This is a genomic window from Planktotalea sp., from assembly GCF_018607995.1.
Lineage (GTDB): Bacteria > Pseudomonadota > Alphaproteobacteria > Rhodobacterales > Rhodobacteraceae > Planktotalea.
Map to the genome: position 1 here is coordinate 295,790 of NZ_JABBAL010000030.1, position 15,256 is coordinate 311,045.

The 15,256-nt window shown below is 53.3% G+C and carries 12 protein-coding genes and 1 tRNA gene; 3 read left to right on the forward strand and 10 right to left on the reverse strand.

Going from position 1 to position 15,256, the window contains the following annotated elements:
- Positions 1-46: 46 nt before the first annotated feature.
- The 6 genes from QZ280_RS16445 to QZ280_RS12740 form a co-directional block, all read right to left on the reverse strand.
- Complete coding sequence (locus QZ280_RS16445; protein WP_365734748.1) at positions 47-721, reverse strand: ATP-binding protein; 675 nt, start codon at positions 719-721, stop codon at positions 47-49.
- A gap of 147 nt (positions 722-868) precedes the next feature.
- On the reverse strand, positions 869-1,078 hold the full coding sequence (locus QZ280_RS16450) for a histidine kinase dimerization/phospho-acceptor domain-containing protein (protein WP_365734750.1): 210 nt from the start codon (positions 1,076-1,078) through the stop codon (positions 869-871).
- A gap of 535 nt (positions 1,079-1,613) precedes the next feature.
- Positions 1,614-2,243, reverse strand: coding sequence for a hypothetical protein (locus QZ280_RS12725; RefSeq protein WP_293444769.1), 630 nt, complete (start codon positions 2,241-2,243; stop codon positions 1,614-1,616).
- A gap of 91 nt (positions 2,244-2,334) precedes the next feature.
- Positions 2,335-3,531, reverse strand: a complete 1,197-nt coding sequence (locus tag QZ280_RS12730; RefSeq protein ID WP_293444771.1) for an RsmB/NOP family class I SAM-dependent RNA methyltransferase — start codon at positions 3,529-3,531, stop codon at positions 2,335-2,337.
- Positions 3,532-3,540: 9 nt separating this feature from the next.
- Complete coding sequence (gene guaB, locus QZ280_RS12735) at positions 3,541-4,989, reverse strand: IMP dehydrogenase (RefSeq protein ID WP_293444773.1); 1,449 nt, start codon at positions 4,987-4,989, stop codon at positions 3,541-3,543.
- A 78-nt stretch (positions 4,990-5,067) separates the two neighbouring features.
- Positions 5,068-6,057, reverse strand: a complete 990-nt coding sequence (locus QZ280_RS12740) for a tellurium resistance protein (RefSeq protein WP_293444775.1) — start codon at positions 6,055-6,057, stop codon at positions 5,068-5,070.
- Between the two features lie 231 nt (positions 6,058-6,288).
- Here QZ280_RS12740 and QZ280_RS12745 point away from each other — a divergent pair, with 231 nt between their 5' ends.
- The 3 genes from QZ280_RS12745 to QZ280_RS12755 all read left to right on the forward strand — a co-directional run bounded on the left by QZ280_RS12745 (position 6,289) and on the right by QZ280_RS12755 (position 9,556).
- Positions 6,289-8,334: an ASKHA domain-containing protein gene (locus QZ280_RS12745; protein ID WP_293444777.1), complete on the forward strand. Its 2,046-nt coding sequence runs from the start codon at positions 6,289-6,291 to the stop codon at positions 8,332-8,334.
- 43 nt (positions 8,335-8,377) lie between these two features.
- Positions 8,378-8,451, forward strand: a tRNA-Gly gene (locus tag QZ280_RS12750).
- A 40-nt stretch (positions 8,452-8,491) separates the two neighbouring features.
- Entirely contained in the window at positions 8,492-9,556 is a 1,065-nt protein-coding gene (locus QZ280_RS12755; protein WP_293444779.1) for an AbrB family transcriptional regulator, read from the forward strand.
- Here the strand turns inward: QZ280_RS12755 and QZ280_RS12760 are convergent.
- The 4 genes from QZ280_RS12760 to QZ280_RS12775 form a co-directional block, all read right to left on the reverse strand.
- Positions 9,528-11,351, reverse strand: a complete 1,824-nt coding sequence (locus tag QZ280_RS12760) for an ATP-binding cassette domain-containing protein (protein ID WP_293444781.1) — start codon at positions 11,349-11,351, stop codon at positions 9,528-9,530. The two genes, QZ280_RS12755 and QZ280_RS12760, sit on opposite strands and share 29 nt — an antisense overlap.
- A gap of 71 nt (positions 11,352-11,422) precedes the next feature.
- Positions 11,423-12,148, reverse strand: coding sequence for a GNAT family N-acyltransferase (locus QZ280_RS12765; RefSeq protein ID WP_293444783.1), 726 nt, complete (start codon positions 12,146-12,148; stop codon positions 11,423-11,425).
- Positions 12,145-12,414 (reverse strand): hypothetical protein, encoded by a 270-nt coding sequence (locus tag QZ280_RS12770; protein WP_293444785.1) that lies wholly within the window; start codon positions 12,412-12,414, stop codon positions 12,145-12,147. Before QZ280_RS12770 ends, QZ280_RS12765 begins: the two co-directional genes overlap by 4 nt.
- Positions 12,411-15,200 carry a glutamine-synthetase adenylyltransferase gene (locus QZ280_RS12775; RefSeq protein ID WP_293444787.1) on the reverse strand — a complete coding sequence of 930 codons (2,790 nt, stop codon included), beginning with the start codon at positions 15,198-15,200 and terminating at the stop codon, positions 12,411-12,413. The genes QZ280_RS12770 and QZ280_RS12775 overlap by 4 nt, the downstream gene beginning before the upstream one ends.
- Between the last annotated feature and the right edge of the window lie 56 nt (positions 15,201-15,256).

A 15,256-nucleotide genomic window follows, 5' to 3' on the forward strand; every position in this document is an offset into this window, starting at 1 on the left:
ATGGTTTAGGCAGAAAGACTGATTTGAGCAATTTGAGTTTTTTGCCCTAAAATGCACCCCCTGCATGTCCTGAAACAAAAACGACATTCACATTCGGACGCGCGATCAATGCCTCTTGCCCCCATGTAGGCCCATCCATCCCAGCGGAGATAACGTCCGTGACAAAAACATCAACGTGCAACGCCGTTTTTTCAAGCAATTCCAGCGCTTTTTCAGCGGACCCAGCGTCGATTACGGTAAAGCCGCGTACACTCAATGCGCGCGTTGCGAAGGCCCTTACAGGCGCTTCATCTTCCACCAACAGTACAACGCCGCTGCAAAGTTCTTTAGATGGTGCAAGACGTCCATACGAAGACTTTGTTTTAATTAGGTCTTCTTTATCGCTTGCCGGGAAAAGAAGTGAAAAACAAGTTCCATCCCCCGGTTTGCTGTTAGCGAAAATAAAACCGCCGGTTTTCTTGACAATACCATAAGCTGTCGACAGCCATCGGCCCGTTCCTTCGCCGACACGTTGGATCGTATAGAAAGGTTCAAATATTTTTTGAAGAGACTCTTCATCGATACCAATCCCCTCGTCTTTGACGCGGACCAAGATATAATCACCGACTGGCACTGTGACGCGGTCACGTTTCAGTGGCGTGCTGAGGGTCATGCTTTCGGTCTGAATGGTTAGGTCCCCGCCATCTGGCATCGCATCGCGCGCGTTTACGACAAGGTTCATAATCACTTGTTCAAGTTGGCGCTTGTCCGCGCGCACTGCACGCAAAACTGGATCATGTGTTAACGTTAATGTGACCGTTTCACCGACAAGTCTGTTGAGAAAATGCGTCAAATCAGACAGCGTATTGCGCAAATCAAGATGCTCGAGCTAAAGCGTTTGTTTTCGTGAAAAAACTAAGAGTTGACTAACCAAGCCAGCTGCACGATTCGAGCTCTGATGGACTTGCATTAAGTCAGCGTAATCCTTATCCCCCAGGTCGTGGCGGAGCAGCATTAGATCGCAATGGCCGGAAATGACCGTCAGCAGGTTGTTAAAAACATGCGCCACACCACCTGCCAATTGTCCAATGGCCTGCATTTTTTGACTTTGCACAAATTACGCTTCTAGTGACTTTAACTTGGTCGCATCAGTAAGGATCGCGACCACACTAGCATCGGGTTGGCTGTTTATGCGCTTCAGGGCCACTTGAACAAAGGTCTCTGTCTTCGCACCTTGGGCGCGTAAGAATTCTGCATCAATAGTCGAATGTCATTATTTACCTTTTCGATCCAATCTTCAACTAGCACGCTATGGCCATCAAAAATTTCGCTTAAACTGCGTCCTTTCAAGTTCGAACATCCAAGAAGCGTAAGCGCAGAGGTGTTTGCATGTTCAATCGTGCCATTCAAACTGAACTGGAGTGGCGGGATCGGAAGATCTTTCAACGCATAGTTTTTGGTTTCTATACCGTCTGCCACCGGGGTCATGATAATATGTTAGCGGTCTGCTTGAAGGTGCGGAATATTAGTGTGGACACGTATAACCCCATCCGTAGTTTGAAGAGTTTACAGAGTTCGGTTCATCGGCATTCCCGAGGTAAAAAGCTGATCTATTGACTTAATTCTCTTACCAATTAGGACTTTGCATTTTTGTTCATAAACAAGATTGTGACTTTGCGCGCGACCGTCAGCATGAAAACGTCGTATTGTTCCACGCTGGGATTGCTGTCTTTTAGTGCGAAACGCCAAAGTTGATTGTTCCCTAAGGTCTGCACGTGTACGTCCAAGCGACCCGTCAAGCCAATCAGGCGCTCGGTGAAACGACCTTGATCCTGCGCATGCTGAGACAATCGTCGCGCTATTGCCGATGCATTGGGGAGATGGTCGTCCAAAAAAGCCGCTATAGAAGGTGCGAATTGGATAGTCCCCCCAGCTGCCTGTCTAGCGCTCCTGTTTTGCCATAAGATATCCCCATTGAGCGCTGACACAAATGTCGGAAGCAAGTCATCTGTACAAAGCTCTTCAATATACGAAAGGTCGATGTGTTCCTTGACCACTAATTCTGGCCCTTGGACGATCCGAGAGATCAAAAAGAATATCAGAACGCAGGCACATGCACCGAAAGACAAAATCAAAAACCGTTCTTGAGAAACCAATGCAAAAACGCAAAACGCTACTGCCACGATAAAAAGCCTTGCATGATATGCCTCTGATAAGCGCGCGATCTTTTGAGACCAACTCTGCGTTAGCGCTGTGTCTGCCAAAGAAACCTCCTGAAACTCGCTGCGTATGTCTCTAGAATAAAAACATTAACACTAGTTTAAGAATAGCATTTAGCAGTTTATAGTTGGGCAACTAAGCCTTAAGCTGCAACACGCAGACGAAAAAGCCGTCGCACCCGTCCGCTGGCGTCCAATTATGCTGTGATTTTCTTTCGAAGTTCGGGTGCGTTTCCAACAAGCGCTTTACTTGATTTTCATTTTCTTCAGCAAAAAGAGAGCAGGTCGCGTACACCAGATACCCCATCGGAGCCACTAATTTTTGCGCTTTGCACAGAATTTCAAACTGTAAATCGAGGAGTTCGTTGAATTTTTTAGGTTTAATACGCCACTTGGCATCCGGACTACGACGCCAAGACCCGGACCCGGAACACGGCGCATCGCACAGAACCAAATCGAATGGAGCGTGTTTGGGTAAATCTTCGGATGCGAGACAGGGTATTGTAACTCCTGCTCTTTCAGCACGTTTCGAGATGTCGGCCATCCGCGCGACACTGATATCATGCGCGAAGACCTTTGCATCAGACATATCGCTGATTGTAAGGGATTTGCCACCGCCACCGGCGCAATAGTCGAGAACGGTTTTACAATTTGCCAAAGGCAGCACGCCAACAAGCGCCTGACTGCCAGCATCCTGCAATTCTATTATTCCGTCGAGATAGGTTTGCGAACGCGCAATTTTGCGGGCGTTTTGTTTCAGGCGCAGCGCAGCAGGAGCGAGCGAACATGCTTCAGCTTCAATCTCCTCAGCGTGCAACTGCTCTTGCGCCTGAGAAACCGTTGCGCGGCGCAAATTAACCCGAACATCAACAGGTGCGCGAGATTTCAACGCTTCGGCGATGTGTCGTGCATTTTGAGGGTGAGACGAAGATAGCTTATCGCGGCACCAATCTTGTAAGTCCCAAAAATTAGAAGCACCTTCAGCACCATTCACCTCACTGGACAAGGTATTAGAAAGACGCGCTTTTTCTTCCTCACTCAACTCATAAGGCGCATGCCCAACACCATTGAATAACGCGTCAAACTCGAGATCTTCGTGAAACTGAGCGAGCCCGATCATCACAGAGCGCCCCGTCAAACCGCCACCTATGTTAGCATAAGTATCGCGTCGCCGTAGCACATCAAACACGTGATCGCGAACTGCTGCCCGATCCTTGGATCCTGCAAACCGCGACCGACGCGCCCATCCTGTCAGCGCCTTTTCCGCGGGCATGCCGTCAAAAATAAGATCAAGGCATTCAATTGCTGCCGAAATTCGCGCACCTGGCGTCATAAAAAACGCCTATCCAATGCGATAATTCGGCGACTCGCGGGTGATTTGGACATCATGCACATGGCTTTCTTTCAAGCCTGCCCCTGTGATCTTCACGAAGGAGCAGTTTTTGCGCATGTCTTCAATCGTCCCACAGCCTGTGTAGCCCATCGCCGCACGCAAACCGCCAACCAATTGATGCACGACCGCGCTTGCCGATCCCTTATAAGGAACCTGTCCCTCGATCCCTTCGGGCACCAACTTATCGCTCGCTGCATCCTTTTGAAAATAACGATCCGCAGAGCCACGTGCCATCGCACCTAGACTGCCCATACCGCGATAGCTTTTGAAGCTACGACCTTGATAAAGAATGACTTCTCCCGGGCTTTCATCGGTGCCTGCGATCATTGATCCAACCATAGCGCAGGACGCACCAGCGGCGATGGCCTTGGCAAAATCGCCTGAGAACTTGATGCCACCATCCGCAATGACCGGCACGTTCCCAGCGGCAGCAGCGCAATCCATGATCGCGCTGAGCTGGGGCATGCCGACGCCTGCGACCATCCGCGTGGTACAGATGGAACCTGGGCCGATCCCCACCTTGATGGAATCCGCACCCGCATCAATCAAAGCGCGCGTCGCTTCGCCCGTAACCACGTTACCGACAACGACCTGCACCTCGTTCGAGAGATTTTTGGCGCGTGTCACCGCTTCCGCGACAGAGGCGGCATGACCATGCGCCGTGTCGATCACGATCATATCGACACCTGCATCCACCAAAGCAGCAGAACGTTCAAACCCAGCGTCCCCTACAGTCGTTGCAGCAGCAACGCGCAAGCGACCTAGGGCGTCTTTACATGCGGTTGGATTCAACACCGCTTGCTCCGTATCCTTGAGCGTGAGCAAACCAGTTAGCTTGCCCACGCCATCGGTCACCAACAGCTTTTCGATGCGGCGCGCTTTCATCAGGCTTTTCGCCTCTTCCAGCTCTGCAGGTTCTTGCAAAATCGCCAAATCATCCGAGGTCATCATATGTTTCACAGGCGTTGTATCATCCAACGCAAACCGCATATCACGGTTGGTTACGATGCCAAGCACGCGGCCCTTATCATCGACTACTGGAAATCCTGTGACCCGGTAGCGCTCTTGCAGCGCTTTGGCATCCGCAAGCGTTTGATCTGGCGTCAATGTAATCGGATTATAAACGATGCCGCTCTCGAACCGTTTGACGCGACGCACCTGGCGCGCCTGTTCTTCCACGTCGAGATTGCGGTGAATAACCCCCATACCGCCGGCTTGCGCCATGGAAATCGCCATTCGGTTTTCTGTCACCGTGTCCATCGCAGAACTAAGCAACGGGATGTTCAAAGCAATTGATTGGGTCACAAATGTGCGCGTATCAGCTGTACTGGGCATCACACTTGAAGCCGCAGGAACCAGTAGCACATCATCAAAAGTAAGGGCCTCGCGAATCTCCATCAGAGCTCTCCTTGGGAGGGACGTTTGGCAATTTTCTATTTCACGGCTTTGGAAGAATGGAAAGAGGCTTGAGCTGCTTTATGCAGTTGCAGCACCGGTTTTTGCGGCCAACGCCCCAGTCGACCACATCACAAACACGCGGATCACGACAAATGGTGTAAGGCAACTGATCAGGAGAAGCGGCAGTAGCGCTAACCAAGCGAACGCTGCAACCTGTGCACTAATGGTGAAAAGCGCGACGCTTAAGGCGGCTACAGGAAAAGTGAACGCACCCCAGAGTGGTGAAAATCCAGCGCCCGTGAGGTAGCGCACCGAACTGAGCAACAATCCTGCGACCCCAATCGCCAATGTCGCAAACAGTAAGGACAAAAAAGAGTAACCAAGTAGGCTGCAAACAATCGCGAACAGGCTGACAGGGGCAAGGTGGATCACCAACATGGGTCGTAGTGGTGCCGGCGTGTCCGAATTGCTCATTTGCAAAAGGCTCACCGCGTAAATCACCACCGAAGTTAGTACCGTGAGCAGCAAGATTGTGCGCGCCAGTCCGAGATATCCTAGAGGCACCGCCGCCAAGCAGGCCACGATAAAGCCAACAAAACTGAGGTGCCAAGCCGGCGAAACGATCAAACCATCTGGGGTGCGGAGCATGATGATCAACGCGAACAATGTTGTAATGCAGTGAATTGGCAATGCTAGTAAAAGCGCGGTGCTGGCGACTGTTGGTGAGATCGGGGCCAATGTCGCGGCAAAAAGAAAGACGCTAAGTGACAGCGCAGAAACGCCTGCGCGCCCGGGTACAGTCGCCATATCGTTCAAAACCACGGCGGGTCGGTAGCTGGATTTAGAAAGGTATGACGACACGACAAAAAGCTCGAGGATACAAGCTATACCCAAAATAATACAGCCAAACCAAGGCGTTACGGCAAAAGGAGCATAGTCACTGGCAGCACGCCACGCGAGCCCGAGTCCAAACAACCCCATCATCGATGGAAACAGCGCTGGAGGCGTACGACGCCAGAATTCTAGAGGGGCGTCACCCTGTTTGGGTTCGGGCGCTTGGCTCGACATCTATCTATTCCTTGGTACTTTGAATGGAGCGCTCAAAAAGTCTAGAACATGCTTAACAACAGCGTGAGTGTGTGGAAAGTCCTTGGCACAAAACTTCTGAGAGAGCAGCACAGTTTCGTGAAATCCTGAAAAACGACGCGGTTCATGTTCTTTATGACGTTTGTGCGCTTTTCCACGCACGTGTGTCGGCTTAAGGTAAGCAAATCAGACCTTTATCCGCAGGTGCAAAATATGTCCAGTGATCCTCTTGTCGTCTTCACGCCGTCGGGCAAACGTGGCCATTTTTCTGTTGGAACCCCTGTTCTCACGGCTGCGCGCCAGCTTGGTGTCGATCTCGACAGTGTTTGTGGTGGACGCGGGATTTGTTCCAAATGCCAGATCACGCCGTCCTTTGGTGAGTTTTCTAAACACGGCCTCACCGCGACCGAAGATGCATTGTCTGAATGGAACGCTGTGGAACAACGCTATGACGACAAGCGCGGTCTAAAGAAAGGGCGCCGCCTTGGCTGTCAGGCGACGGTTCAGGGGGACATCGTCATCGACGTGCCCGAGGAAAGCCAGGTCCACAAACAAGTGATCCGCAAGGCCGCCTCAAATCGCGTGATCACCATGGATCCCGCAACAAAGCTCTATTTCATTGAGGTGGCAGAACCCGATATGCACACGCCGACAGGCGATCTTGAACGCGTTGCGCGCGCGCTTCAAGAGCAGTGGGAAATCAAGGACGTGCGCGCCGCCCTACCCGTTCTGAGCAAACTGCAACCCGCTTTGCGCAAAGGTAAATGGCAGATCACAGTCGCGCTATACAAAGGCCATGATGAAAGTCATTCGCGCATCCTTGATGTTTGGCCCGGTCTCTATGAGGGCGGCATTTACGGTCTTGCGATTGATCTTGGCTCCACCACGATTGCCGCGCATTTGTGTGATTTGGTGACAGGCGAAGTCATGGCCTCATCCGGCTTGATGAACCCTCAAATCCGCTTTGGCGAAGACCTGATGAGCCGCGTGTCTTATGTGATGATGAACCCCGGTGGGGACGTTGAGATGACAACGGCTGTGCGAACGGCGATCAATGGGTTGACCGAAAGCATTGCGATTGAAGCAAACATTGATCCTAATACGATCTTTGAGACGGTTTTCGTGTGTAATCCAGTTATGCACCACCTGCTTTTAGGAATCGATCCCGTCGAACTGGGCCAAGCGCCTTTCGCACTCGCCACCTCCCGCTCAATGAGCTTAGACGCGCGCGAAATGGATCTGCATGCGATGAACGACAACGCGCGGATCTACATCCTACCCTGTATTGCGGGCCATGTGGGTGCCGATGCCGCCGCCGTCGCTCTGTCCGAAGAACCCGGCAAATCCAGAGACTTGGTTCTAGTTGTTGATGTGGGCACGAACGCGGAAATCTTGCTCGGTGACGAAAGCCGTGTGCTGGCCTGTTCCTCCCCCACAGGCCCCGCATTTGAGGGCGCACAGATTAGTTCCGGCCAACGCGCCGCCCCCGGCGCGATTGAGCGATTGGAGATAAATACAGACACCAAAGAGCCACGCTTTCGCGTAATTGGATCGGACATTTGGTCTGATGAGGACGGCTTTGATGTGGCAACTGCAACGACTGGGATCACTGGAATCTGCGGCTCTGGCATCATCGAGGCAGTCGCAGAAATGCGCATTGCAGGTTTGGTCGATGACAGCGGTTTGATAGGCTCTGCCAAGCAAACTGGCACGGCGCGCTCTATCCCAGAAGGACGCACTCATGCATACGTAATTCACGATTCCACTGCTGATGGCGGGCCGCTGATTTCTGTGACCCAAGGCGACATACGCGCGATTCAGCTCGCCAAATCAGCACTTTACGCAGGCGCGCGGTTGTTGATGGATGAGCGCGGAGTGAAAACTGTGGGCCGTGTGGTGCTTGCGGGTGCTTTTGGTGCGCATATTTCCCCAAAACACGCCATGGTGCTTGGCATGATCCCTGATGCTCCTCTCGACAAAGTGACCAGCGCGGGCAATGCTGCGGGAACTGGTGCGCGGATAGCCTTGTGCAACGTCACTTCGCGCGCAGAAATTGAGAAAACTGTCGGTGAAATAACAAAGGTCGAAACCGCAATCGAACCAAAATTCCAAGAGCATTTCGTTAACGCCAGCGCGATCCCACACAAAACGGACCCTTTCCCAGAATTGGCGAAGATCACAACATTGCCCAACGTAAGCTTTAACACAGGTGGTGGTGCCAGTGTGGGCGGTGAACGGCGGCGCAAGCGTAAGGGTTAAGCGCCCTTGACCACACCGCACCCCGCGCGTATTTCGAGAATACGCGGGTATGGTGAAAAGGTATCACGGCAGCTTCCCAAGCTTTAGTTACGGGTTCAATTCCCGTTACCCGCTCCAGATTTCTGCCTATTTCGCATAGGAATGTTAGCACGGTTTGATGCTTCGCACTTTTATAATCTCCGCACTGTTCCTTGCGCTTGGCGCTTTGGGCGGTTGGATTTTCGCGTTTTTCCCTGTACCTTTGCCCCACATGCTCGGCTCTATGGCCGCGAGCGCTTTGGCGGTAGCGTTTTTGCCAAGCATAATAACGCAGGACTTCAAACCGCCTGTTCATCTGCGCACACCGTTCATTGCGAGCATCGGCTTGCTGATCGGAGCACAGGTTCACCTTGAAACGCTTTCGTCATGGCAACCGATCGCAATCATTGCGCTGATTGTCACCCTATTCACTCCTATTGCACACTGGCTAAACTATCGCTTCATGCAGCGTTTTGGCGGATATGACGTCCCCACAGCTTTTTTCTGCGCAGCACCCGGTGGCTTGATCGAAGCCCTGACCTTAGGCGAGCGCGCAGGCGCGAAAGCTGCGATCTTAACAGTTCAACAGTTTCTTCGGATCGTTTTGGTGGTCATGCTTATCCCGCTGTTGATGTCAATTTGGGTCGGTCATCCTGTTGGCAGCGCGGCGGGCCTGAGCCAGTTCTCGCATGCGGCCAGCAGCCCGCTTTGGCAGATCGTCGCTGCTGGGGCCGTTGGCTACGCACTTGGTCTCATGTTGCGTATCCCCGCAGGACAACTCACGGGGCCAATGATTTTTGCAGGGCTTTTGACATCCACGGGTTGGCTACCACTGACGCTGCCGAATTGGTTGATCATCCTCGCACAGATCGTCATTGGCACGACACTTGGGTTACGCTTCAACGGGTTAAGCGGCGCGATTGTGCAGCGGGGTTTGATCCTTGCGCTTGGTTCTGCAGCAATGATGCTTGCACTTGGGGCCGTGTTGGCCCTCCTCATCACTTCGCTCGCAGATGTGAGCTTCAGTGCCGCTTGGCTAAGCCTCGCTCCAGGCGGTGTCAATGAGATGTCGCTCGTCGCGCTCAGCATTGCAGCAGATCCCGCACTTGTGACGCTTGCGCATGTTTACCGCATTGCGCTGACCGTCATGATCATGAGCGCGTGGTATCCACGTCTTAGCCGCCCGCTTTCTCCTCAAGCATAAGCCATTCTTCTTCCGCGTCGCTGAGGGCTGAATGTCGCTCGACCAAAGCGTCGCTGGCTTTGGCAAATTTCACAGGTTCATCTGTGAAGAGGTTGGGATCACTCATAAATTCTTCGAGCTTGGCAATCTCAGCGCTGAGGCGTTCCATGACCGCAGGTAGCTCTTCAAGCCTATGTTTTTCAATGAAGGTCATCTTGGCATTTTGTGTGCCCATGTCTTTTGACGCACCGCTCTCAGCGGGATTGCCAGCGGCACCCCCAGATTTTGCGACGACCTCCGGTGCGTTTTCAATGCGCTGCGCCTGATAATCGCTCCACCCACCCGCGTAGACGGTGGCTTGCCCATTGCCTTCCATCGCGATTGTTGTACTTGCGACGCGGTCAAGAAAATCACGGTCGTGACTAACCAGCAAAACGGTGCCCGGATAGTCGCCTAGCAAGTCCTGCAACAGATCCAGCGTTTCTACATCAAGATCATTCGTAGGCTCGTCGAGCACCAAAAGATTGCTCTCGCGCGCCATGATCTTCGCAAGCAAAAGCCGCGCTTTTTCACCACCTGAGAGCGAACGAACAGGCGCACGCACCTGCGCATCATCGAACAGAAATTCCTTGAGATAACCCACCACATGTTTCGGTAGGCCGCGCACCATGATCTGGTCGGCTTTGCCAGAAACGCGCATCTCAGGATCACCTGTCAGACTGTCCCAAAGCGTCATATCAGGATCAAGACGTGAACGCGCTTGATCAAAGATCGCAGGCTCAAGCTTACTACCGAGCTTGACGATACCGCTATCAACAGGTTCTTCGCCCATGAGCATCTTGATAAGCGTCGTTTTTCCAACGCCATTAGGGCCAACGAACGCGATGCGGTCACCTCGTTGTACGGTCAATGTGAAGTTGCGTACGATGGATTTTCCATCAAACGCTTTGGACAATTGAACCGCTTCGATCACCTTTTTGCCTGAGGCTTGCCCGCCATCAAGTGCCATAGCTGCCGTGCCTTGGCGCCGAATTTGCGATGCACGCTCTGCGCGCAAATCCTGCAAGGCGCGCACCCGACCCTGATTTCGTGTGCGGCGGGCTGAAATGCCTTCAACCGCCCAACGCGCTTCAGACTTGATCTTGCGATCAAGCTTGTGGCGCTGCATGTCCTCTTCTTCCCAGACCGTGTCGCGCCACGCCTCGAAGTGTGCGAAACCTTTTTCCTGACGACGCACTTTCCCACGGTCAATCCAGAGGGTTGCACGAGTAAGTACATTCAAAAATGCACGATCGTGCGAGATCAAAACAAATGCAGTGCGCGTGCTTTTAAGCTCGTTCTCTAGCCATCCAATCGCTTCGATATCAAGATGGTTCGTCGGCTCGTCAAGCAACATCAAACCCGGTGCTTCAGCCATCAATTTCGCAAGCGCGGCACGGCGACGTTCGCCACCAGAAGCGGTTGAAACAGCCCGAGCAGGATCAAATTTTAAACCTGCGCCAGCGCGATCAACCTTATACGCCTCGGATGGTTCAAGCGCGCTCAGCGCGAAATCACCTAGGGTAGCAAAGCCGGCCATGTCCGGCTCTTGCTCCATATAACCCACGTTAATGCCCGGGCCAGCAACAACAGAACCTGTATCAGCCTCCACCAATCCGGCCATCACCTTCAACAAGGTGGATTTGCCCGATCCATTGCGCCCCACCAACGCAACTCGGTCGCCTGGTTGCACCACAAGATCGAGGCTTTTGAATACAGGATCACCGCCAAAAGTAAGCGAGATATTGGAGAGCTGGAGGATCGGTGCGCGTGCCATGCTGCCAGCTACGCAAGGCCCAAGCAAAGGTCAACGGGTACTGTTCAACTTGGCAAATAATCTCTGGCTTATTATCCGACAACAGCGCGCAAAAGCCGCTTGCGCGCGGCAGGAATTGCGCGGATCTCAACGCCAGTAAACACATGCAGCGTGTTCATCTGCGGATCGACCACTGCGTGATCGCTGACCCAACCGCCCATCATCAAATATGTGCGCAACAGCGGTGGCATCGCCCGGATCGCGCGTTTGATATCGGGCGTGCAAAGCCCATGCGCGGCAAAGCGAAACACATCAGGTGCCTTCACGCGAGGAAACCAACGTTCAGGGGCGAGATGGCGCTCGCTCAACATCGCAAAGCTATCGAGATAGGTCGCCGTCTCAGTACCCGAAAAGGATGAACAGCCAAACAGCAATTCGACCTTTTGCGCGTCCACGTAGGCGGTCATTGCACCCCAAGCCATGCGCAAAACGTCAGGGTCGCTGCCATGATCGGGATGTGTGCAAAAACGGCCCATTTCTACCATTTGCCCTTCAAACAGCGAAAGCGCAGCCAAGTCGTAATATTGAGCAGAATAACTTTTCGAGAGTGTGCTTCCATTTAGGCAAAGCATGCGAAAACAGCACAAGACCGCCCCGGTTTCGATGTTTTCCACCAAAAGATGCTTACAGAGCGCGTCCAATGCATCCGCATCATCACAGCCAAATGCGAGCGCGCGCAACGCTTGCGCAGCTGCAACATCTGCGCGGTCTGTGCTTTGACGCGCGCGCAAACGGCCTTTTTGCAAAAGCGTACTCAAGGACGGTCTCGACTGCGCCAACCACCTCGTCTGCGCGGACGATCGGACGCGGTTAATCCTTCGCGCATCACCTGTGTCATGGGGTGATCTTCATCACCATGGCGGTCAAGGAGAACTGTCAACGCCTCTTTGCTGTCACCTTGAAAACTCAACGCCCAATCAAGGAAAATACTGCGGCATTCCGCTGCCGTAATCCCATCAATTTTATAGGCCTCAGCCACCAAGCCTTTGGGATCAAGTGCGTCGCCTTTGAGTGATCGCATCATGGCACGTCCTTTATGTCTGGCAACACGCTCTCTAGCGCGATCGCCGCTGTTTCGCCAACCCCTTCGATCCCCGCGCGTAGTGCCGCAAGCGTGTCAAATTCGCATTCGCGCAAAAGAAACGTGAGACCGCCCTGTCCAATAATCTCTGGCATATGCGCATCATCAATCACTGTTTCGCTCAGCAGTTTGGTCACCAACTGGATATGCCAAAAAAGCCTGTAACTGCGGCTCAATGCTGCGCTTTGTGCGGCGTCCATCCAGCCCAATGCGACGCATTCTTGTAAACCTGATTCAATATCGCGCGCTGTACTGCCAGCGCCAAGCAATCCCGCCTGCCCCATAAGTTCGATATCTTGCAATCGTCCTGCCCCGAGCTTGCCATCCCAAAATTGCGCTTGCTTGACCGCTTGGATGCGCTCTCGCATTTTGGCGACTTCGCTCAGAATCATCTCAGGATCGTGCGGACTTTGCACAATTGAGACGCGCAAGTCATCGACGTCGCGCGCCAGATCCTCACTGCCCGCAACCACACGTGCACGCGTCAAAGCCAAATGCTCCCATAGCCACGCGTGATTTTTCTGATAGTCCTGAAAGCTTTGCCAAGAGGTCGCCACAGGCCCTTGCGTACCCGACGGGCGCAGGCGCATGTCCACCTTATAGATCCGCCCCTGCGCCATTGGCGCAGTCATCGCCGTCACCATCGCTTGGGTCAAACGAGCATAATACTGGCGCACAGGCAGCGAACGTTTGCCCGTCGACATCTCAACGCCATCCGCATCATAGATCATGATCAAATCAAGATCAGACGTGGCATTCAATCGCCCCGCCCCGAGTGAACCCATGCCTACAATCACCGCACCGCGCCCCGGCATGTTGCCGTGTTTGGTCGCAAATTGCGCCACCACATGCGGCCAAAGTGCACACAATGACCCCTCGGCTAGTTCCGCGTAGCGCATGGAGACCTGGTCCGCATCCGCAAGCCCGCGCAAGTGATGTACCCCAACGCCAAAATGCCATTCCTTGGCCCAACGACGTGTGGCATCCAGCTTGCGTTCATAATCGGTCTCGCGCCCAAGAACCTCGCTCAGATCACTGCTGAGACTATCAACGCCGGGCCAATCCGCGAAGAAACTCCCCGCGATCACCCCGTCAAAGACCCCCGCATTGCGCGACAGATGCCGCGAGAGCGCGGGCGCGGTGCCTACAATATCAATCAGTAAATCAATCAGTTGCGGATTGGCTTCAAACAGCGAGAATAGCTGCACACCCGCTGGTAGACCCGCGAGGAAACCGTCAAACGCGAGCAAGGATTCATTGGGTTTAGCGGTCTTTGAGAGCCGTTTCAAGACATCTGGTTTCAAGCGTTGGAAAATCTCCACTGCGCGTTCAGAGCGGAGCGCAGGATAGGTTTGCCAACGTCCGATGACTGTTTCATCAAAGCTGTGATTGCTCTCAAGCTGGGCGGCGTCTGGGGCAAAGAACCCCTCAGTGAGATCATGAACTGCCTGCAAACGCGCCATCAGATCCTTGCGCAACTCCGCCTCCTCACGACCCATAAAAGCGGCAAGGCGTGCAAAACCTTCGTCCGATTTCGGCAAAGTATGGGTTTGTGCATCGTTAAACATTTGCAAACGGTGCTCCACCTCACGGTGCGCACGGTAATGATCGGTAAGCGCAGCGGCCGCCTCATCCGGTACCCAGCCTTTGGCGCATAAAATCGCAAGTCCCTCAACTGTACCGCGCAAACGCAATTCAGGATTGCGGCCGCCTGCGATAATCTGGCGGGTTTGAGTGAAGAACTCGATCTCCCTGATCCCACCGCGGCCAAGCTTCATATTATGTTCTGCCAGTTTGATCTTTCCACCCAGCCCTTTGTGTTCGCGATAGCGCAGGCGCATATCATGGGCGTCCTGAATGGCTGCAAAGTCTAGGTGCTTGCGCCATACGAAAGGCGTCAGCGTTTTCAAAAAACCTGCGCCTGCCTGAAAATCGCCTGCACAAGGACGCGCCTTGATGTAGGCGGCGCGTTCCCACGTGCGACCAAGGCTTTCATAATACCGCTCCGCCGCTTCCATCGCCATGCAAACTGGCGTGACACCAGGATCGGGGCGTAAGCGTAGATCCGTGCGGAACACGTAACCCTCCCCTGTCAGATCATTCAACATTGCCGCCATACGGCGGGTCGCACGCACGAATGACGCACGTGCATCGTGGAAATCGTCAGGTGCAAAACGGGTCTCGTCAAACAAACAGATAAGATCAATATCAGAGGAATAGTTCAGCTCATGCGCGCCCATCTTGCCCATGGCGAGCACGCTCATGCCACCCGCGTCCACAATGTTGCTCGCATCCATGCCCGGCAATTTATTCCGCGCAATTTCTGCGCCGATGGTCGAACGCAGCGCGCAATTGACCGCAAGGTCAGCAAAATTTGTAAGAACAGTGGTGACCTTTTCCAGCGGCCAAACGCCACCCAAATCCGCAAGACCTGTGATCAAAGCGATACGCCGCTTGGCTTGGCGCAGCGTGGTTGACATGGCTTTGGACTCGACCTCTGGCAGGTCTGCGAAAAGTATTTCGACCGCCGCATTGGGGTCGTCAAGCGCCTCCTCCAGCCACGTGGATTCTTTATAAATCAAACTCTTGAGATAGGGACTACAACCAGCGGCTCCTAAAACCAGATCGCGCAATTGGCCATCAAGTGCTGGTAGGAAACCAAGCGCTTCTTGCCCTAGTGAGGCATCAAATGGTGTTGGCACGCGCATGATGGACGAAAAATTGCTCATCCTTCTATGAAGTCGCGGTGCGGCGGGATTTGCAAGTCCACAATTGAAAGGTTCTA